The sequence below is a fragment of the Ramlibacter sp. GS1-15 genome, from assembly GCF_057785015.1.
In genome coordinates this window covers 301,568-319,823 of record NZ_JBYNTU010000001.1, presented here as the reverse complement: position 1 = coordinate 319,823, position 18,256 = coordinate 301,568, and the positions used below count along the sequence as shown (strand labels likewise).

At 69.1% G+C, this 18,256-nt stretch carries 19 protein-coding genes; 14 read left to right on the top strand and 5 right to left on the bottom strand.

Features of this window, described 5'->3' with window-relative positions; translation table 11 throughout:
• Positions 1-16: 16 nt before the first annotated feature.
• Positions 17-604 carry a 5-formyltetrahydrofolate cyclo-ligase gene (locus tag AC3EF3_RS01595; protein WP_488530408.1) on the bottom strand — a complete coding sequence of 196 codons (588 nt, stop codon included), beginning with the start codon at positions 602-604 and terminating at the stop codon, positions 17-19.
• 8 nt (positions 605-612) lie between these two features.
• On the opposite strand from AC3EF3_RS01595, the gene AC3EF3_RS01590 reads away from it, so the two are divergent.
• From AC3EF3_RS01590 to AC3EF3_RS01575, 4 genes are all read left to right on the top strand, one after another.
• Positions 613-2,604, top strand: a complete 1,992-nt coding sequence (locus tag AC3EF3_RS01590) for a lytic transglycosylase domain-containing protein (RefSeq protein WP_488530407.1) — start codon at positions 613-615, stop codon at positions 2,602-2,604.
• A gap of 93 nt (positions 2,605-2,697) precedes the next feature.
• Complete coding sequence (locus tag AC3EF3_RS01585) at positions 2,698-3,384, top strand: glutathione S-transferase family protein (protein WP_488530406.1); 687 nt, start codon at positions 2,698-2,700, stop codon at positions 3,382-3,384.
• Positions 3,381-4,286, top strand: coding sequence for a 4-hydroxy-tetrahydrodipicolinate synthase (gene dapA / locus AC3EF3_RS01580; protein WP_488530405.1), 906 nt, complete (start codon positions 3,381-3,383; stop codon positions 4,284-4,286). The genes AC3EF3_RS01585 and dapA overlap by 4 nt, the downstream gene beginning before the upstream one ends.
• A 20-nt stretch (positions 4,287-4,306) precedes the next feature.
• Positions 4,307-5,539: a multifunctional CCA addition/repair protein gene (locus AC3EF3_RS01575; protein WP_488530404.1), complete on the top strand. Its 1,233-nt coding sequence runs from the start codon at positions 4,307-4,309 to the stop codon at positions 5,537-5,539.
• 226 nt (positions 5,540-5,765) lie between these two features.
• On the opposite strand, the gene AC3EF3_RS01570 is transcribed toward AC3EF3_RS01575, so the two are convergent.
• The 3 genes from AC3EF3_RS01570 to AC3EF3_RS01560 form a co-directional block, all read right to left on the bottom strand.
• Complete coding sequence (locus AC3EF3_RS01570) at positions 5,766-6,689, bottom strand: ROK family protein (RefSeq protein ID WP_488530403.1); 924 nt, start codon at positions 6,687-6,689, stop codon at positions 5,766-5,768.
• A 90-nt stretch (positions 6,690-6,779) separates the two neighbouring features.
• A complete protein-coding gene (locus AC3EF3_RS01565; protein WP_488530402.1) occupies positions 6,780-6,974 on the bottom strand; it encodes a DUF2905 domain-containing protein in 195 nt (64 codons plus the stop codon).
• A gap of 19 nt (positions 6,975-6,993) precedes the next feature.
• A complete protein-coding gene (locus AC3EF3_RS01560; protein ID WP_488530401.1) occupies positions 6,994-8,088 on the bottom strand; it encodes a class I SAM-dependent methyltransferase in 1,095 nt (364 codons plus the stop codon).
• A gap of 17 nt (positions 8,089-8,105) precedes the next feature.
• Between AC3EF3_RS01560 and AC3EF3_RS01555 the strand changes: the two genes are divergently transcribed.
• From AC3EF3_RS01555 to AC3EF3_RS01540, 4 genes are all read left to right on the top strand, one after another.
• Complete coding sequence (locus AC3EF3_RS01555) at positions 8,106-8,882, top strand: SDR family oxidoreductase (protein ID WP_488530400.1); 777 nt, start codon at positions 8,106-8,108, stop codon at positions 8,880-8,882.
• Positions 8,879-9,247, top strand: coding sequence for a dihydroneopterin aldolase (locus AC3EF3_RS01550; RefSeq protein ID WP_488530399.1), 369 nt, complete (start codon positions 8,879-8,881; stop codon positions 9,245-9,247). The genes AC3EF3_RS01555 and AC3EF3_RS01550 overlap by 4 nt, the downstream gene beginning before the upstream one ends.
• An 18-nt stretch (positions 9,248-9,265) precedes the next feature.
• Positions 9,266-11,314, top strand: a complete 2,049-nt coding sequence (locus AC3EF3_RS01545) for a M3 family metallopeptidase (RefSeq protein WP_488530398.1) — start codon at positions 9,266-9,268, stop codon at positions 11,312-11,314.
• Positions 11,315-11,429: 115 nt separating this feature from the next.
• Positions 11,430-12,191, top strand: a complete 762-nt coding sequence (locus tag AC3EF3_RS01540) for a transglutaminase-like domain-containing protein (RefSeq protein ID WP_488530397.1) — start codon at positions 11,430-11,432, stop codon at positions 12,189-12,191.
• On the opposite strand, the gene AC3EF3_RS01535 is transcribed toward AC3EF3_RS01540, so the two are convergent.
• Positions 12,188-12,922 (bottom strand): ABC transporter substrate-binding protein, encoded by a 735-nt coding sequence (locus tag AC3EF3_RS01535; RefSeq protein WP_488530396.1) that lies wholly within the window; start codon positions 12,920-12,922, stop codon positions 12,188-12,190. The genes AC3EF3_RS01540 and AC3EF3_RS01535 overlap by 4 nt on opposite strands.
• Positions 12,923-12,941: 19 nt before the next feature.
• On the opposite strand from AC3EF3_RS01535, the gene otnK reads away from it, so the two are divergent.
• The 6 genes from otnK (at position 12,942) to AC3EF3_RS01505 (ending at position 18,251) form a co-directional block, all read left to right on the top strand.
• Positions 12,942-14,210 (top strand): 3-oxo-tetronate kinase, encoded by a 1,269-nt coding sequence (gene otnK / locus AC3EF3_RS01530; protein ID WP_488530395.1) that lies wholly within the window; start codon positions 12,942-12,944, stop codon positions 14,208-14,210.
• Positions 14,207-14,857 carry a class II aldolase/adducin family protein gene (locus AC3EF3_RS01525; protein WP_488530394.1) on the top strand — a complete coding sequence of 217 codons (651 nt, stop codon included), beginning with the start codon at positions 14,207-14,209 and terminating at the stop codon, positions 14,855-14,857. The genes otnK and AC3EF3_RS01525 overlap by 4 nt, the downstream gene beginning before the upstream one ends.
• A gap of 22 nt (positions 14,858-14,879) precedes the next feature.
• On the top strand, positions 14,880-15,767 hold the full coding sequence (gene ttcA / locus AC3EF3_RS01520) for a tRNA 2-thiocytidine(32) synthetase TtcA (protein WP_488530393.1): 888 nt from the start codon (positions 14,880-14,882) through the stop codon (positions 15,765-15,767).
• A gap of 12 nt (positions 15,768-15,779) precedes the next feature.
• On the top strand, positions 15,780-16,373 hold the full coding sequence (locus AC3EF3_RS01515; RefSeq protein ID WP_488530392.1) for a DUF4136 domain-containing protein: 594 nt from the start codon (positions 15,780-15,782) through the stop codon (positions 16,371-16,373).
• Between the two features lie 68 nt (positions 16,374-16,441).
• Positions 16,442-17,086 carry a histidine phosphatase family protein gene (locus tag AC3EF3_RS01510; RefSeq protein ID WP_488530391.1) on the top strand — a complete coding sequence of 215 codons (645 nt, stop codon included), beginning with the start codon at positions 16,442-16,444 and terminating at the stop codon, positions 17,084-17,086.
• A complete protein-coding gene (locus tag AC3EF3_RS01505) occupies positions 17,070-18,251 on the top strand; it encodes a DSD1 family PLP-dependent enzyme (RefSeq protein WP_488530390.1) in 1,182 nt (393 codons plus the stop codon). Before AC3EF3_RS01510 ends, AC3EF3_RS01505 begins: the two co-directional genes overlap by 17 nt.
• The last annotated feature ends 5 nt before the right edge of the window (positions 18,252-18,256 follow it).

Genomic DNA, 18,256 nt, shown 5'->3' with positions numbered 1-18,256 from the left:
TGAACGGGTGCGCGGGTCAGCCGACCGGCCAGACCACACCGTTGTCGTTGAGGATCGCGTCGAGCGGAACGTCGTGCGGTTCCGGCTCGAGATCGTCGACGTATCCCTGGGTGAACCCCATCCCGACGGTGTAGGGCTTCGGTTTCAGCTGCGCCAGCGTCTTGTCGTAAAAGCCGCCACCATACCCGAGGCGGAAGCCGCCGGGCCCGTAACCCACGCAAGGCACGAACAGCAACGTGGGTACCACGATCTCGGTGTCCTTCGGTTTGGGGATGCCGTAGGCGTCCTCCTCCATCGGGCAACCCGGGAACCAGGCGTGGAACTTCAAGGTCCCGTGCAATTTGTCGACCACCGGCAGGCCGATGCGGCGCAGCTGCGGCTCGTCCAGCAGCTCGCCGTCCTCCTTCCAGCGGTGCAGCGCCGGCAGCGGATCGAACTCGCCCTTGATCGGCCAGTAGGCGCCGATCACGGTGTCGGGCCGGTTCACCAGCCAGATGCGCATCACCCGCTGGAGCATGTCGCATTTCACGAGTCTGTCGGGCAAAGCCAGCCGCTCGGCGACCAAACGCTTGCGCAGGGCTTTTTTCTGTTCCGACCTGTCCATAATCGTGAATGATGTTCGCAAGGATTCTGACACTGATCGCGGCGCTGCTCGTCAGCGGCGCGCAAGCGCAGGTCAAGGGCGATGACCAGGTGGTCGACGCCTACCAGGCCTGGAAGCAAGGCGACCGCGCCAAGCTCGCGCAGCTGCTGCCGCTGGTGCAAGGCCATCCGCTCGAAGCCTGGGTGGCCTACTGGGAGCTCAAGTCGCGCCTGGAGACGGCCGCGCCCCAGGAAGTGCAGGATTTTTTCACGAAGTACGCCGGCACCTACCAGGAAGACCGGCTGCGCAACGACTGGCTGCTGCTCCTCGGGCAGCGGCGCGACTGGGCGAACTTCGCCGCGGAATATCCCAAGTTCCGCATGAACGACGACCGCGAGGTGCGCTGCTACGCCCTGCTGGTGTCCTACCTGAGCGGCGGCCCCTATTCGCCGGACGCGGTCGCCGATGAAGTGAAGCGCCTCTGGTTCGCCCAGCGCGAGGCCGACGACGGCTGCGCGCTGGCCGCCGCGCGCCTGCTGGCGGACGCGCAGCCCCCGCAGCGCCTCAAGGCCGCGGACGTGTGGCACCGCGCGCGGCTGGCGATGGACGCGGGGCGCGTGCGTGCCGCGCAGCAGGCGGTGCTGATGGTCGCGCCGGAAGCGGCGCAGCAGTTCGCCGAAATCAATGCCAGCCCGGCGCGCTTCCTCACGAGCAAGATCGCGGCCGTGCGCAAGGTGCGCAAGGAGATGGTGTCGCTGGCGCTGATCAAGCTCGCAGCCAGTGACCTCGACAGCGCGGCGCGCCTGCTCGACGACAAGTGGGGGCCGCAGCTCTCGCAGGAAGAACGCGACTGGCTCTGGGGCGTTCTCGGCAAGCAGGCCGCACAGCGCCTGTCGACCGATGCGTTGTCCTATTACGAGCATGTCTCGCGCGAGCGCAACCTCACCGACGACATGCTGGCGTGGAAAGCCCGCGCCGCACTGCGCACGCCGCAAGGGGCGCAGTGGCCCGTCGTGCTGAACGCGATCAACGCCATGGGCGAGGAAACGCGCAGCCACAGCGCCTGGGTCTATTGGAAGGCGCGTGCGCTGCTGGCCCGCGGCGGCGACGATCGCACGGCGGAAGCGACGGCATTGCTGCAGTCGATCGCGTCCGTGAGCGGCTTCTACGAGCAGCTCGCGCTCGAGGAGCTGGGGCAGAAGGTCACCATGCCGGCCAAGCCCGTACCGCTCACGCCGGCGGAGAAGGAGGCGGCGCGCCAGAACCCCGGGCTGAACCGGGCGCTGTACGCCATCGCGCTGGGCATCCGGCCCGAAGGCGTGCGCGAGTGGAACTACACGACCAACCTGCACGGCATCGGCGGCATGGGCGAGCGCGAGCTGTACGCCGCTGCGCAGCTCGCCTGCGAGCGCGAGGTGTGGGACCGCTGCATCGCCACCAGCGAGCGCATGAAGGCGGCGTACGACATCGACCAGCGCTACCCGCTGCCGCACCGCGAGCGGGTGGTAAAGCGCGCGCAGGAGATCGGCCTGGATCCCGCCTACGTCTACGGCCTGATCCGGCAGGAGAGCCGCTTCGTCAGCGATGCACGCTCGGGCGTCGGGGCGTCGGGCCTGATGCAGGTGATGCCCGCCACCGCCCGCTGGACGGCGCGCAAGCTGGGGATGGGCGCTTTCACCACCGACCAGCTGAGCGATCGCGACACCAACATCGCGGTCGGCACGGGCTACCTCAAACTCGTGCTGGACGACTTCAGCGGCTCGATGGCGCTGGCCGCCGCCGCCTACAACGCCGGGCCGAACCGGCCGCGCGCCTGGCGCAACGGCCCGATGGTCGAAGCCGCCGCCTGGGCGGAGAACGTGCCGTTCTTCGAGACCCGCGACTACGTGAAGAAGGTGCTCGCCAACACGACGATGTACGCGGTGATCCTGTCGGGGCAGCCGCAGTCGCTCAAGGCCCGGCTCGGGTACGTCGGCCCGCGCGACGCCAGCCAGCCGGAGCCGAACCAGGACCTGCCTTAGGCGTCGGGGCGGCATCAATCCGGCCGTCTTTTTTCATCAATCGCCGCCAGCGCGGCACGTAGCATCGCGGCCATCTCAACCGCAGGAGGCGCCATGCTGCAGCTCTACATCGGCAACAAGAACTATTCGTCGTGGTCCATGCGTCCGTGGGTGCTGCTCAAGCAGGCTGCCATCCCGTTCGAGGAGAAGCTGGTCAAGTTCGACTCGCTCGGCGATCCCGATTCGGCGTTCGGCAGGACGATCCGGAAAGTCAGCCCGGCCGGCCGGGTGCCGGTGCTTGTCGACGACGGCTTCGCGGTGTGGGATTCGCTGGCGATCGCGGAGTACGTCGCGGAGAAGTACCCGGCCAAGCAGCTGTGGCCGCAGGATGCGAAGAAGCGCGCCCGCGCCCGCAGCGTTTGCGCCGAGATGCACTCGGGCTTCGGCGCACTGCGGGACCACTGCACGATGAACATCGAGGCCTCGCTGCCCGAAGCCGGCGCGATCGTGTGGCGCGACAAGCCCGCCGTGCGTGCGGACGTGCAGCGCATCGTGCAGATGTGGACCGACCTGCTGGATCAGAACAAGGGCCCGATGCTCTTCGGCGAGTTCACGGTCGCCGATGCCTTCTACGCGCCGGTGTGCATGCGCATCAAGAACTACGCGCTGCCCGTGCCGGGACACATCACCGACTACATCCGCCGGGTGTGCGCGCTGCCGGGCGTGAAGGCCTGGATCGAAGACGCCCTGGAAGAGAAATCCTTCGTCGTGGAGGACGAACCGTACCGGGCGAAGCGATGACCGGCCCCGCCATCCGCCGCCCGCGCCAGTGGGGCCGGGTGCTCACGGCGATGGTCACGCCCTTCGATGCCACGGGCCGGCTCGACCTGGATGCGGCGCAGCGGCTGGCACGCTGGCTGGCCGCGCGCGGCAACGACGGCTTGGTGCTGGCTGCGACGACGGGCGAAGCTTCGACGCTGGCCGACGATGAGCGTCGTCACCTGATTCGCGCCGTGAGCGAAGCGGTGACGATTCCGGTCATCGCCGGCACCGGCAGCAACGATACGGCGCACACCGTGATGCTCACGCGCGAGGCGAAGTCGCTCGGCGCTGCGGGCGTAATCGTGGTCGCACCCTATTACAGCCGCCCGCCGCAGGCCGGCATCGAGGCGCATTTCCGCGCTGCCGCCGCGGCGACGGACCTGCCCGTGATGGTCTATGACGTGCCGGTGCGCACCGGCCGGCGTATCGCGGCCGACGTGCTGCTGCGCCTGTTCCGCGAGGTGCCGAACATCGTCGCCTTCAAGGACGCGACCGGCGACCCGCCGGCCGCCGCGGCGCTGGTTGCGCAGGCGGGCGACCGCTTCGACCTGTACAGCGGTGACGACAGCTCCACCCTGCCGCTCGCGGCGGTGGGCGCCGCCGGCATCGTCGGCACCAGCACGCACTGGACCGCGCCGCAGTTCCAGCAGCTGTTCGCGGCATTGGAGCGCGGCGACCTCGCCCAGGCGATGGCGATCAATGCGCGATTGATCGAATCCTTCGAATTCATCAACAGCGAGACCTCGGTCTTCTCGATGTCGATCAAGGCCATGCTGCGCGCGCTGGGCCAGGAAGTGGGCGAATGCCGCCTGCCCCTGCCGCCCGCGCCGGCCGAGGTGCACGCCCGGGCCAGGGACCTGGCCCTGCGGCTGGCGCTGTAGCAGACGCTAAACTGCCCGCCATGCAGACGTACATCGTCGGTGGCGCGGTGCGCGATGCCTTGCTCGGCCTGCCCGTCAACGACCGGGACTGGGTGGTCGTCGGCGCGTCGCCGCAGCAACTGATCGCCGGCGGCTTCCTGCCTGTGGGCAAGGACTTCCCCGTCTTCCTGCATCCCGAGACGCGCGAGGAATACGCGCTCGCCCGCACGGAGCGCAAGACGGCCGCCGGCTATCACGGCTTCGTCTTCCATGCCGAGCCGAACGTCACGCTCGAGCAGGACCTCGCGCGGCGCGACCTCACGATCAACGCGATGGCGCAGGACACGCAGGGCCGCATCATCGATCCGTTCGGCGGACAGCGCGACCTGCGCTCGCGCGTGCTGCGCCACGTGACCGATGCCTTCCGCGAAGACCCGGTGCGCATCCTGCGCCTGGCGCGCTTCGCCGCCCGTTTCCCCGATTTCGGCGTCGCGCCGGAAACCATGCAACTGATGCGCGAGATGGTCCAGGCCGGCGAAGTCGATGCGCTTGTCGCCGAACGCGTCTGGCAGGAACTCGCGCGCGGCCTGATGGAAAACAAGCCGTCGCGCATGTTCGATGTGCTGCGCGACTGCGGCGCACTCGCGAAACTGCTGCCCGAGGTCGAGCGCCTGTGGGGCGTGCCGCAGCGCGCCGACTATCACCCGGAGGTGGACACAGGCGTGCACCTGATGATGGTGATGGACATGAGCGCGCGGCTGAAGGCACCGCTGCCGGTGCGTTTCGCCTGCCTCACGCACGATCTCGGCAAGGGCACGACGCCCGCCGACGTGCTGCCACGCCACACCGGTCACGAGCAGCGCAGTGCGCAGCTGTTGCGCGCCGTCTGCGACCGCCTGCGCGTGCCCTCCGACTGCCGCGAACTGGCCGACGTCGTCGCCCGCGAGCACGGCAACATCCACCGCTGCGAGGGATACGGCGCCGCCGCGCTCGTGCGCCTGCTCGAGCGGTGCGACGCTTTCCGCAAGCCGCAGCGCTTCGGGCTCGTGCTGCTCGCCTGCGAATGCGACGCGCGCGGCCGCGCAGGGAAGGAAGAGAGCGGCTATCCGCCCGGGCCGCATCTCATGGCCGCGCTCTCGGCCGCGCAATCGGTCGCCACGCACGAGATCGCCGAAAGAGCGCAAGCGCGCGGCGTGAAAGGCCCGAAGATCGGCGAACTGATCCAGCACGCGCGCATCGAGGCCGTGGCGAAGTCCCTGTCATTGCGGGCTTGACCCATCTTTGCGGTTTATTTATCGCGGGTAGCGCGCGTCAGGCAGTGCCCGTCTGTCCTCATCTAAAAATCGGCCAGCCGGCCACCGCCTGACGCGAGCGACGCGCCGCGCTCGATCGACCCTCTCCGAACACCAGCGATGCAGGGTTGGCGGTCGGGGAGGGCTTTCGCAGGGCCATTCGCGCACCCCAGCGAGCAGTTCTGGCGCAATGGATGGAAAACGACGACTACACGAGCAGCGCGAGCGCCGCGTAATCACCGACGCGATCTTCCAACCCCGCGCCCACCAGGTCGCATTCCGCCGTGAGCGCCGGCAACTTGCCCGCGACCTCGCCCTTCAACTTTGGCAGCAGGTAATCGCGGTTGTGCCAGAACACGCTGCCGCCCAGGCTGATGCGCTGAAGGTCCAACGTGGCGATCAGGTTGTAGAGCGCGCGGCCGATCACCCGGCACAGCTCGTCGACCTTGGCTTCTGCTTCGACATCGCCCGCCTGCGCGCGACGGAAAAGCGTCGGCGCGTCCGCGCCGAAACGGCGCGCGATCGCGCTGCCGGCGGTGATGGCTTCGACGTCGCCGACGTTGCCGCAACCGCACAGCGCATCGCTGTTGTCGGAGACGAACATGTGGCCTGCGTGGCCCGCGTTGCCGTTCTTGCCGCGCAGCACGTGACCGTCCACGCACAGGCCGCAACCGATGCCGGTGCTCCACGTGACGTAGGCGCAATGGTCGAACCCCTGCAGCGCGCCCCAACGCCGCTCGGCTTCGAGCGCGGCCACGCAGTCGTTCTCCACGCGCACTTCGCGAAAGCGCTCGCGCAACGGCGCCTCGAGCAAGGCCGTCTTCCAGTCGTTGGGCAGCCCGCGCGCCGGTCCCGCGATGCCGCCGCAGATGTTGGGCGCGGCGATCTCGATCAGGCCATGGCGCATGACGAAGGGGCCGCACGACGAGACGCCGGCCCGCTCGACCGATGCGGGCGCAAGCCCCAGCTCGGCGCACGATTCGTCGACCATGCGGATGATCTGGCGGGCGAGCGCGTCGTTGTTGCCTTCCTTGGCCGTGGGCTCGCTGCGGTGCGCGAGCAGGTCCAGCCCCGCGCCGCTGTTGAGGCTCACCGCGACCTTGGTCCCGCCGATGTCGACGCAGGCTTTCATGTCAGCCTCCGCACGGCCGCCCGAAGGAGGCTGGGGCCCCCTCGGGGGGCAGCGCACTACACGAAGTGAGAAGCGTGGGGGTCAACATTTCTAGATCAATTTGGCAATCAGGCTGGCCACGGCGCTGAGCACCAGCGTCGACGTCAGCGGGATGAACCACTCGCGGCCCAGCCAACGGAACTTGAGGTCGCCGGGCAGGCGGCCGAAACCGATGCGTTGCAGCAGCGGCGTCAAGCTGTTGATGAGCACGAGCGCGAGGAAGACGACGACGATCCAGCGAATCATTCCGCCGGAGTGTGCCTCACTACAGGCGATCCGTGCGGTCTCCCTCGCGGAAACCGACCGCATCCCAGAACTCGCCGCGATGGAAAGCGATGACCTTGAACAGCTCGCCCATTTCATGTTCGGCGATGAGGCGGTGCCCCGCCGCGCGATCCGGCAGATCCGCATCGGCGAGGAATTTCGCCATTCCGCAGTTGAGCAGGAACCGGCCCTGCGTCGCATAGCCGAGTGTCGGCAGCCCCGCTTCCTGCGCAGCCACGGCGACGTCGGTGAAATTCACGTGCGCGGTGACGTCCTTCTCGCCGGGATCGACCAGTGGGTCCGGATCGCTCAGGTGCCCGCGATGGCACATCAGCGTGCCCATGTGGCGCTGCGGATGGTAGTATTCCGCCTCCGTGAACCCATAGTCGAGGAAGAAGGCGGCGCCCCGCTCGAGATGGTCGGCCAGCGTGCGCACGAACGCCTGCGCGTGAGGGTGGATTTCGGTGACGTAGTCGTGGGCACCTTCTATGTCGACCGGCGGGCGCAAGTCCGTGGGCTGGTCGCGCCAGACGAACGACTCGCCTTCCATCCCCACGCCGCGCTCGTGCCACTGGCCGCCGGTGCGCGCGAGCAGTTTCACGGGCATCGCATCGAGCACCTCGTTGCCGACCACCACGCCGCTGAAGCGCTCGGGCAGCTGCTGCACCCAGTTCACCTGGCGCGAGAAGGCGGCCAGCTTCGCGTGCTGGCGCTCCTGCAGGCTGGCCGACAGGTCGACGATGGTGTAGCGCTGCACGCGATCGCCCAGCTCGAACAGCAGCTGCTCGGCGAGCGCGCCCGACCCCGCCCCGAACTCCCAGATGTCATGGGTGCCCGTCGCCTCCAGCGCGTCGCGCACCTGCACGGCGAGCGCGCGGCCGAACAGCGGCGTCATCTCCGGCGCCGTGACGAAATCGCTGCCGGACGAAGGCATGGGGCCGAACTTGCGCGAGGCGTTGGCGTAGTACCCCAGCTGCGGCGCGTACAGCACCATCGCCATGTAGCGGTCGAACGGCAGCCAGCCGCCGGCGCGCCGGATCGCCTCGGCAACGAGCCGGGTCAGGCCGCGCTTTACACTGGCTGCTTCGGAAGTCACCGGTCTATTGTCCCCGAATGAACGCCCCGTCCGCGCATCGCACCGTCCTCGTCACCGGCGCCGCCAAGCGGCTCGGTCGCGAGATCGCGCTCGCGCTGGCAGCGGCGGGGTGGCAGGTGGCCGTGCATTACCGCTCCTCCGCGTCCGACGCGGCGAAGACCGTCGACGATTGCCGCGCCCTCGCGCCGCAGCTCACGTTCGACGGCGTCGCCGCCGACCTGGCCGACGAAGCCCAGGTGCGCGCGCTGGTGCCGCGGGTCGTGGAACGCTTCGGCACACTGGATGCGGTCGTGAACAGCGCGTCGGTCTTCGAGCACGATTCCATCAGGACCTTCGGCGCCGCGAGCCTGCAGGCCCACATGGCGACCAACACGATGGCCCCGATCCTGCTCGCGCAGGCGCTGCACGAGCACGTCACCGCCCGCGCGGCCGGCGGCGCGGTCGTCAACCTGATCGACCAGAAGCTGTGGAACCCGAACCCCGATTTCCTGAGCTACACGCTGTCCAAGGCCGCGCTGGAAGCCGCCAACACGATGCTGGCGATGGCACTGTCGCCGCACGTGCGCGTGGTCGGCGTGGCCCCGGGGCTCACGCTGCCGAGCCACATGCAGTCGCAAGAGAAGTTCGAGCGGCTGCATCGCCTCGCGCCGCTCGGTCATGCCTCCACCCCGCAGGACGTGGCGGGCGCCGTGCGATTCGCGCTGGAGAACTCATCGATCACCGGCACCACGCTGCTGGTCGACGGCGGCCAGCACCTGATGAAGTTCGACCGCGATTTTTCGCTGATGCCATGACCAAGGCAGGCACGCAAATCCTCACACTCACGGGGCTGCGCTTCGACGCGAACCTCGGCATCCTGGACCACGAGCGCGCGGCGCCGCAGCCGATCATGGTGGACGCGGAACTGAACCTCGGCACCCAGTCGCTGGTGCCGCGCGACGACGACATCAAGCACGTGCTGGACTACCGCAAGGTGCGCGCCATCATCATCGAGGAATGCACCGCCGAGCACGTGAACCTGCTCGAATCGCTGATCGGCAAGCTCGCCAACCGCCTGATGCAGTTGCCCGGGGTGATCGGCGTGCGCGTGAAGATCGCGAAGCTCGAGATCTTCGACGACTGCGAGGTCGCGATCCGGATCGAGACCGGGCTCTGGTAACCGACGACCCTTCCCATCATGAATCAACCGAATCCCCTCCTCGCCGACTGGGACGCGCCCTGGGGCGTCCCGCCATTCGCCGCCGCCCGGCCCGAGCATTTCGAAGCGGCCTTCGACGCCGCGATGCGCGAACACCGTGCGGAGCTCGATGCGATCGGCCGCAGCGCCGAAGCGGCGAGCTTCGAGAACACGCTGGCCGCCTTCGACCGCAGCGGCCGCAAGCTCGATCGTGTCGCCGCGCTGTTCTACAACCTGTGCTCCTCGCACACCTCGCCCGAGCTGCAGGCCGTGCAGCGTCGCATGGCGGTGCCGCTGGCTGCGCACCAGAGCGCGGTCTACATGGATGCCGCGCTGTTCGCGCGCGTGGCGGCCGTGTACCGGCAACGCGAACGACTGGGCCTGGATGCCGAATCGCTGCGCCTGCTGGAGCGCGTGCATCTCGATTTCGTGCGCGCCGGCGCGATGCTCGCCCCCGCGGCGCAGGCGCGCCTGCGGCAAGTGACGCAGGAACTCGCCGAGCTCACCACGGCTTTCGGCCAGAACGTGCTGCACGACGAATCGAGCTGGCAACTCGCGCTGGATGGCGAGGCGGACCTCGCAGGCCTGCCGGATTTCGTCCGCGCCGCCGCGAAGAACGCGGCGACCGAACGCGGACTCGCGGGCCATGCGATCACGCTGTCGCGCTCGTCCATCGTGCCTTTCCTCACCTTCTCCGAGCGGCGCGACCTGCGCGAGCAGGCCTGGCGCGCCTGGGTCACGCGCGGCGAGCATGCGGGCGACCACGACAACCGGCCGCCGGTCGCGCGCATCATGGCCTTGCGCCACGAACAGGCGCAGCTGCACGGCTACGCAACCTATGCCGATTACGCGCTGGTCGACCGCATGGCCAAGGAGCCGAAGGCGGTGTACCGGCTCCTGGACGACGTCTGGGAGCGCGCGAAGCCGGTGGTGGAAAGGGAGCGCGCCCAGCTGAAGGCCGCCGGGGCGCCCGCCGACCTCGAGGCCTGGGACTGGCGCTACTGGGCCGAGAAGGTGCGCCAGCGCGATTACGCGATCGACGACGCGCAGGTGAAGCCCTACTTCGCGCTCGACGCGATGGTGAACGCCGCGTTCGACTGCGCGCAGCGCCTGTTCGGGATCCGCTTCACGCCGCGACCCGACCTGAAGACGTACCACCCCGACGTCAAGGCGTACGAGGTGCACGACGCGCAGGGCCGGCCGGTGGGCCTGTTCTTCCACGACAACTTCGCGCGGCCGACCAAGCGCAGCGGCGCCTGGATGTCGAGCTTCATGGACCAGGCGCGCAACGGCGGCGAGACGCTGCCGGTCATCATCAACAACAACAACTTCGCCAAGGGCGAGCCGACGCTGCTGTCCTTCGACGACGTGCGCACCTTGTTCCACGAGTTCGGCCATGGCCTGCACGGGCTGCTGTCGAACGTCCACTACGCCAAGCTGTCGGGCACGGCGGTGCTGCGCGATTTCGTGGAGCTGCCGTCGCAGCTGTTCGAGCACTGGATGGAAGAGCCCCAGGTCCTGCGCCGGCACGCGCGCCACGTGCGGACCGGCGAGCCCATCCCCGACGCCCTGATCGACAAGCTGCAGGCCGCCCGCCGCTTCGGCCAGGGCTACGAGACCGTGCGCTACTGCGCGAGCGCGCTGGTGGACATGGCCGCGCACCTGCACCCCGACCCGGCGAGCATCGGCGACTGGTCCGCCTTCGAGGCGCAGGTGCTGCGCGAGCGGGGCCTGCCACCCGGCGTGGGCCTGAACCATCGGCTGGTGCACTTCCAGCACCTGTACTCGGGCGATTCGTACGCCGCCGGCTATTACGTCTACCTGTGGGCCGAGGTGCTGGATGCCGACGCGTTCCGCGCGTTCGACGAGGCCGGCGACCCGTTCGCGCCCGAAATCGCCGGGCGCCTGAAGCGCTGCATCTACTCGTCGGGCAACAGCCTTGAGCCCGGCACGGCGTACGAAGCGTTCCGCGGCCGGGCGCCGACGGTCGACGCCCTGCTCGCGCAGCGCGGCCTCATCGAAGCGCCCGACGACGCCCTGGAAACTTGACCGCGGTCAAGAAAGCAAAAACGATTCGGGTTTATCCGGAGTGCTGGAGACAGCGCAGCTCAGCCGTGCGGCGCAGAATGCCCCAGAGCCGGGGGACTCCGGCGGGAGATGAGGCGTGAAGTCATTGACGGACCCATCCAGGGACGATCCCTCCGCCTGGATGGATTCGACCGAGCTGGTCGACCTGCACGACACCAAGCTGCGCCTGAAGGCGCAGTCGTTGACGCAGCTGTGCCGCACCGATCGCGAGAAGGTGCTGGCGATCTACGCCGCGATCAAGCGCATCCCGTTCGCGAAACGGATGAAGCTGCGCCTGCGCACCGCGCATGAGGTGCTGCGCGCCAGGCAGGCCGATGCGGAAGACAAGGCCACGCTTTTCGTCGCGCTGCTGCGCGCCGCGGGCTTTCCCGCCCGCCTGTGCTACATCGAGCTGCACGGCGACATCCTGCGCGGGCTCACCACGGCCATCGCCAGTGCCGGCCGGCCGGTCGTGCAGGCGTGGTTCGACGATCAATGGCGCTCCACCGACACCTACATCTTCGACGCCCATTACGCGTCCGCAGCACGCGCCCGGCTGCGCGAGCTGAAATGGGAATGGGGTTACGGCCTGCACCGGCGCGGCCACATCGTCTGGAACGGGCGCGAGGACGCTTACCTCACGGGTGACGAGCAGGTCGCTGGCGAGATCTCGATGGGCGTGCTGGGCTGCTACCACGATCCGCACGACTTCCTCGTGTCGTCGGTGTGCAGCGAGCGTTATCCGCGCATGTCGCGCGCGCTGCGCTGGAACATGCTGGCTCCGGGCATGAACCGCGCCGTGACGCAGCTGCGCGAGTCGGATGCCGGCGGCAGCTCGCCCAGCCTGGGAACGATCTAGCCCTCGGCCGGGGCCACGCTCGCGCCTTCGATGCCGTGGCGCGCGAGCGCGTCGCGCACGAAGCCGCCCGCCTTCATCTCCTCGACGTAGCGCGCGAGGTAGGCCGCCGCGCCGGTCCCGCGCGAACGCGGGCAGCCCATCGCCTGCCGGATCACCATGAAGCGGCCCGGCAGCAGCCGCAGCCCGCCCACACGCTTCGCGTCGGCCTCCAGCTGCTGCTTCACGCCCGCGGCGATATCGGCCCGGTGCTGGATGAAATGGTCGACCACGGCCGGTGACGAAGGGGCGCGCGCGATCGTCGCATGGCCGATCTCGCGCGTGAGGTACAGGTCATAGGCGCTGCCTTGCCCCACCACGATGACATGGCCCGGCCGGTCCACGTCTTCGTTGCGCTGCAGCGGGGAGTCCTGGCGCACGAGGTAGGCGCCCTCGATCAGAACGTAGGGCGCCGTGAAGGCGATGTGCTCGCCGCGCTTCGGGTCGATGGCGAAGAAACCGATGTCGGCCTGCTCCGTCGCGACCGCGTCGACGGACTTGCCGGCCGTGTCGAGCACGACGAGTTCGAGCGGCACCCCCAGCCGTTGCGCGAAACCCGTCGCCAGGTCGATCGAGACACCCCGGGGCCGGCCGGCAGCGTCCCGGCCCGCGAGGATCGGATTGCCCAGGTTGATGGATGCGCGCAGGCGCCCGGTGGGTGCGAAGGCCTTGATGATCTCGCTCGGGGCGTTCATGGGCAGGTAGGATAGCCGCATGGCTCACGGCTTGAAACTCGGTTGCATCGCGGACGACTTCACCGGCGCGACCGACCTCGCGAACAACCTGGTGCGCGCCGGCATGCGCGTGGTGCAGACGATCGGCGTGCCGGCGCATCCGGTCACGGATGCGGACGCGGTCGTGGTCGCGCTGAAGTCGCGCACCATCGCACCGCAGGATGCGGTGGCGCAGTCGCTGGCCGCGCTGCACTGGTTGCGCGCCCAAGGTTGCCGGCAGTTCTACTTCAAGGTCTGCTCGACCTTCGATTCCACCCCGCGCGGCAACATCGGGCCGGTGGCCGAGGCGCTGATGCATGAACTCGGCGCGCCATTCGCGTGCGTCACGCCGGCCTTCCCGGAGAACGCGCGCACCGTCTACAAGGGCCACCTCTTCGTGGGCGACGTGCTCCTGTCGGAATCGGGCATGCGCAACCATCCGCTGACGCCGATGACCGACGCGAACCTGGTGCGCGTGATGCAGGCGCAGTGCCGGCACGAGGTCGGGCTCATCGCGCACGAGGCGGTGCGGCAGGGCCCGGAAGCGATCCGTGCTCGAATCGCCGCATTGCAGGCCGAGGGCGCGCGCTTCGGCATCGTCGATGCGATCGACGACCGCGACCTGCTGGCGCTGGGCCGTGCGATCGCCGACTCGCCGCTCGTCGTCGCGGGATCGGGCGTCGCGATCGGGCTGCCGCAGAACCATGGACTCGAGCCGTCCTCGCGGGCGGCCCAGCTGCCCCGGGCGCAGGGGCACGCGGCCGTCGTCTCGGGAAGCTGCTCGGTCGCGACCAACGCGCAGGTGCGCGACTTCATCGCGCGCGGGCTGCCGGCGCTCGCGCTCGACCCGATGCGCCTCGCGGCGGGTGCCGACCTCGCCGGCGAAGCGCTCGCGTGGGCACGCGGCCGGGTCGGCGACCAGCCGCTGCTCGTCTATTCGACCGCGACCCCGGACGAGGTGCGCGGCGTGCAGTCATCGCTGGGCGCCGCGCATGCCGGCGAGATGGTGGAGCAGGCCCTGGCCGCCGTCGCCAAGGGCCTGGTCGAGCTCGGCGTGCGCCGGCTCGTGGTGGCCGGCGGGGAAACATCCGGCGCGGCCGTGAATGCGCTCGGCGTTGCGCAGATGCGCATCGGGCCGCAGATCGATCCCGGCGTGCCGTGGTGCTTCGCGCGCGCGAACGCCTGCGGCGCCGACGTGCACCTCGCGCTGAAGTCGGGCAACTTCGGCTCGACCGATTTCTTCACCAAAGCCTTCGCGGCGCTCGCATGAACGACGAGAACTTCGCGCGCGAGGAGATCTGCCGCATCGGACGCAGCCTGTTCGAGCGTGGCTACGCGCACGCCACGGCAGGCAACATCAGCGTGCGGCTGGATGACGGCTTCCTGATCACGCCGACCGACGCCTGCCTGGGCTTCCTCGACCCGGCGCGGCTCTCGAAGGTGGACCTGCAAGGCCAGCAGGTCTCGGGCGCCCAGGCGAGCAAGACGCTGGCGCTGCACCGCGCGATCTATGGCGCGGCGGACGCACACTGCGTGATCCACACGCACAGCACGAACTGCGTCGCGCTCACGCTGGCGCCGGTCGAAGGCGACCTGCTGCCGCCGATCACGCCTTACTTCGTGATGAAGGTCGGCCACGTGCCGGTGATTCCTTACCACCGGCCGGGCGATCCGCGGGTCGCCGACCTCGTCGCCGCCCAGATCACCGCAGGCGCCATGCGCCGCACGCCCATCCGCGCGGTGATGCTCTCGCGCCTGGGGCCCAACGTCTGGCACGACACGCCCGCCCAGGCGATGGCCGTCCTGGAGGAGCTGGAAGAAACGGCCAGGCTGTGGCGCACCGCCGACCCGAAGCCGGCGCCGCTCGCGCGAGCGCAGATCGAGGAGCTGCGGCAGGCTTTCGGCGCCGCCTGGTAGCGGGCGATGCGAAAATAGCGGCATGAGTGCCGTGCTGAAGATCGAACGCGAGAGCCACAAGCTCGAAAAGCGCCTGTGCCGGCTCGCGGGCCAGGCGATCGCCGACTACAACATGATCGAGGCCGGCGACAAGGTGATGGTGTGCCTGTCGGGCGGCAAGGACAGTTATTCGCTGCTGGACGTGCTGCTCAAGCTGCGCATGCGCGCGCCGGTCGATTTCGAGATCGTCGCCGTCAACCTCGACCAGAAGCAGCCCGGCTTCCCGGGGCACGTGCTGCCCGGGTACCTGAAAGGCATCGGGGTGCCGTTCCACATCGAGGAGCAGGACACCTATTCCATCGTCAAGGACAAGATCCCCGAGGGCAAGACGATGTGCAGCCTGTGCTCGCGGCTGCGGCGCGGCATCCTCTATCGCGTGGCCGACGAACTGGGGGCCACCAAGATCGCGCTGGGCCACCATCGCGACGACATCCTGCAGACGCTGTTCCTCAACATGTTCTTCGGCGGCAAGCTCAAGGGCATGCCGCCCAAGCTCGTGAGCGACGATGGCCGCCACGTGGTGATCCGCCCGCTGGCCTACGTGCCCGAGAAGGACCTGGTGCGCTGGGCGGCGCACCGCGCCTTCCCCATCATCCCGTGCACCTTGTGCGGCAGCCAGGAGAACCTGCAGCGCAGGCAAGTGGGCGAGATGCTGCGCGAGTGGGACCGCCGGTACCCCGGCCGCCTGGACAACATGTTCAGCGCGCTGCAGAACGTCGTCCCCTCGCACCTGGCCGACGGAACGTTCCACGACTTCAAGAATCTGAAAGTGACAGGCGTGGCCAGTGATGACGGAGACAGGGCCTTCGACGAGGAAGAGTTCCCTTCGCCGGCCCCGCTGCCCAGCCTTCAGGTCATCCGGATGGAATGAATGAAAGCGTCGATGCTCACAGGATTCGCGCGGGCCGCGGCGATCGCCGCGGTGTTCGGTCTGGCCGGTTGCGCCACCAGCTATACGCTGGATAACACCGTCCAGTCGTTCAGCCAGTTCCAGGGCCCGCCCGCTGCGGCCACCTACCGGTTCGAGCGCCTGCCGTCGCAGCAGGATGCCGCCCATGCCCAGCTCGAGGCGCTCGCGGACCCGGCGCTCGATGCCGCGGGCCTGCGCCGCGACGACGCCAGTCCCCGCTTCTCGGTGCAGGTCAGCGCCCGCACGGCGCAGATCCTGTCGCCGTGGGCCGACCCCTGGTCGGATCCCTGGTTCGGCCCGGGGTGGGGCTGGGGTGGCTGGGGCTGGCGGCGCCACTTCGGCGCCGGCTTCGGCATGCATTACGAGCCGCCGTGGTATCACCGCGAAGTGGACGTGATCGTGCGCGAACTGGCCTCGAACCGCGTGGTTTACGAGTCGCGCGCGATCAACGATGGCCCCTTCTACGAGGGCGCGAAAGTCCTCCCGGCGATGTTCCAGGCGGCGATGCAGGGCTTCCCGAATCCGCCGGCGGGTCCGCGCGTGGTCAAGATCCAGATTCCCGCCTGATCCTTTCGACTCACATTTCGCAACTGAGCCTGACTGGCGCTGGCCGGACGGTTTCCTAGAATGGGAGCGTGGAAGCCACCCGCATCATCGCGATCCGCCATGGCGAGACGTCATGGAACGTCGATTCGCGCATCCAGGGCCAGCGTGATACCTGGCTGAACGAGACGGGCCGCTGGCAGGCGCGCCGCGTCGGCGAAGCGCTCGCCGACGAAGAGATCACCGCCGTCTATTCGAGCGACCTGGCCCGCGCCCACCAGACCGCGCAGGAGATCGCCGAGGCGACCGGCGTCCCGGTGGTGCCCAACGAAGGCCTGCGTGAGCGCGGCTTCGGGGTCTTCGAAGGCCTGACCTTCGACGAGATCCACCAGACCTGGCCCGATCACGCCCAGAACTGGCGCCGCCGCATCCCGGACTGGCAACCGCCCGAGGGCGGCGAGTCGCTGCTCGAATTGCGCGAGCGCGTGCGCAAGACCATGGAAGAGCTTGCCGCGCGGCATCCGGGCGAGCAGATCGTCATCGTCGCCCACGGCGGCGTGCTCGACACGCTCTACCGGATCGCCACGGGCCAGGAAGTGAATTCGCCGCGCACTTGGGAGCTGCCGAACGGCGCCATCAACCGCCTGCTCTGGACCCCCGAGGGCTTCACCCTCGTCGGCTGGTCGGATACTCAGCACCTGGACCAGCCCGCGAGCGACGATGCCACCACCTTCTGAAGCCCTGTCACAGCTCATCGGCCGCGGTGTCGGCGAGATCGACACGCCCGCGCTGGTCGTCGACCTCGATGCGATGAAGCGCAACATCGCGCGCATGGCCGAGTTCGCGCGCAAGCACGACGTCCGCTGGCGCCCGCACGCGAAGATGCACAAGAGCGCGGAGCTCGCGCGCCTGCAGCTCGCGGCCGGCGCGCACGGCGTCTGCGTGCAGAAGACGGCGGAAGCCGAGACGATGGCCGCCGGCGGCGTGCGCGACATCTACATCAGCAACGAGGTGATCGCCCTGCGCAAGCTGGCGCGCGTGGCGCAACTCGCGCACCGGCTGGACGCCGAGGGCGGCCGGCTCGCGATCGCCGTGGACAGCATCGAAGGCATCCGGCGGCTGGCGCAGGCGATGGAGGACATGCGCGCGCAGCTGCGCTCGGAGGCCGTCATCGACACTTTCGTGGAGATCGACGTCGGCCAGGGGCGCTGCGGGGTCGAGCCCGGCGCGGCCGCGCTGGCGCTGGCCCGCGAAGTGCGCGCGCATCCGGCGCTGCGCTTTGCCGGCCTGCAGGCCTATCACGGGCGCGCGCAGCACCTGCGCAGCGCGAAGGAGCGGCGCGACGCGATCGCCGTGGTGGTCCAGGACGTGGTCCATACGCGCCAGTTGATCGAAGCCGAAGGCATGGCCGTCGAGCTGGTCACGGGCGCCGGCACCGGCACCATGGTCTGCGAGGCCGCGAGCGGCGTCTATGGCGAGCTGCAGGCCGGCTCGTTCATGTTCATGGACGCCGACTACGCCGCGAACGAGCGCGACCCGGCGCAGCCGCAGTTCGAGCATGCGCTGTTCGTGAAGACGCAGGTCATCAGCACGCACCCCGAGCACGCCGTGTGCGACGCCGGGCACAAGAGCCATGCCATCGACTCCGGCCTGCCCAAGGTGCTGGCCATCCATGCCGACAGCGAGCTGGATTACTTCAATGGCGGCGACGAGCACGGCATCCTGCGGCCCACGCGCGCCGGCACGCGCGTTCCCGCGATCGGTCGCGCGCTTTGGCTGATCCCGGGCCACTGCGATCCCACCGTCAACCTGCACGACTTCATGATCGGCGTGACGGGCGGGCTCACCCACGGCACCGTCGAGCGCATCATCAGGGTTGACGCGAGAGGCGCCCTGACCTGAGCGCC

What these genes read in the sequence shown, in the direction of transcription:
- AC3EF3_RS01595 (WP_488530408.1), bottom strand. Translation starts at nt 604, where the DNA reads ATGGACAGGTCGGAACAGAAAAAAGCCCTGCGCAAGCGTTTGGTCGCC.
- AC3EF3_RS01590 (WP_488530407.1), top strand. Translation starts at nt 613, where the DNA reads ATGATGTTCGCAAGGATTCTGACACTGATCGCGGCGCTGCTCGTCAGC.
- AC3EF3_RS01585 (WP_488530406.1), top strand. Translation starts at nt 2,698, where the DNA reads ATGCTGCAGCTCTACATCGGCAACAAGAACTATTCGTCGTGGTCCATG.
- dapA (WP_488530405.1), top strand. Translation starts at nt 3,381, where the DNA reads ATGACCGGCCCCGCCATCCGCCGCCCGCGCCAGTGGGGCCGGGTGCTC.
- AC3EF3_RS01575 (WP_488530404.1), top strand. Translation starts at nt 4,307, where the DNA reads ATGCAGACGTACATCGTCGGTGGCGCGGTGCGCGATGCCTTGCTCGGC.
- AC3EF3_RS01570 (WP_488530403.1), bottom strand. Translation starts at nt 6,689, where the DNA reads ATGAAAGCCTGCGTCGACATCGGCGGGACCAAGGTCGCGGTGAGCCTC.
- AC3EF3_RS01565 (WP_488530402.1), bottom strand. Translation starts at nt 6,974, where the DNA reads ATGATTCGCTGGATCGTCGTCGTCTTCCTCGCGCTCGTGCTCATCAAC.
- AC3EF3_RS01555 (WP_488530400.1), top strand. Translation starts at nt 8,106, where the DNA reads ATGAACGCCCCGTCCGCGCATCGCACCGTCCTCGTCACCGGCGCCGCC.
- AC3EF3_RS01550 (WP_488530399.1), top strand. Translation starts at nt 8,879, where the DNA reads ATGACCAAGGCAGGCACGCAAATCCTCACACTCACGGGGCTGCGCTTC.
- AC3EF3_RS01545 (WP_488530398.1), top strand. Translation starts at nt 9,266, where the DNA reads ATGAATCAACCGAATCCCCTCCTCGCCGACTGGGACGCGCCCTGGGGC.
- AC3EF3_RS01535 (WP_488530396.1), bottom strand. Translation starts at nt 12,922, where the DNA reads ATGAACGCCCCGAGCGAGATCATCAAGGCCTTCGCACCCACCGGGCGC.
- otnK (WP_488530395.1), top strand. Translation starts at nt 12,942, where the DNA reads ATGGCTCACGGCTTGAAACTCGGTTGCATCGCGGACGACTTCACCGGC.
- AC3EF3_RS01525 (WP_488530394.1), top strand. Translation starts at nt 14,207, where the DNA reads ATGAACGACGAGAACTTCGCGCGCGAGGAGATCTGCCGCATCGGACGC.
- ttcA (WP_488530393.1), top strand. Translation starts at nt 14,880, where the DNA reads ATGAGTGCCGTGCTGAAGATCGAACGCGAGAGCCACAAGCTCGAAAAG.
- AC3EF3_RS01515 (WP_488530392.1), top strand. Translation starts at nt 15,780, where the DNA reads ATGCTCACAGGATTCGCGCGGGCCGCGGCGATCGCCGCGGTGTTCGGT.
- AC3EF3_RS01505 (WP_488530390.1), top strand. Translation starts at nt 17,070, where the DNA reads ATGCCACCACCTTCTGAAGCCCTGTCACAGCTCATCGGCCGCGGTGTC.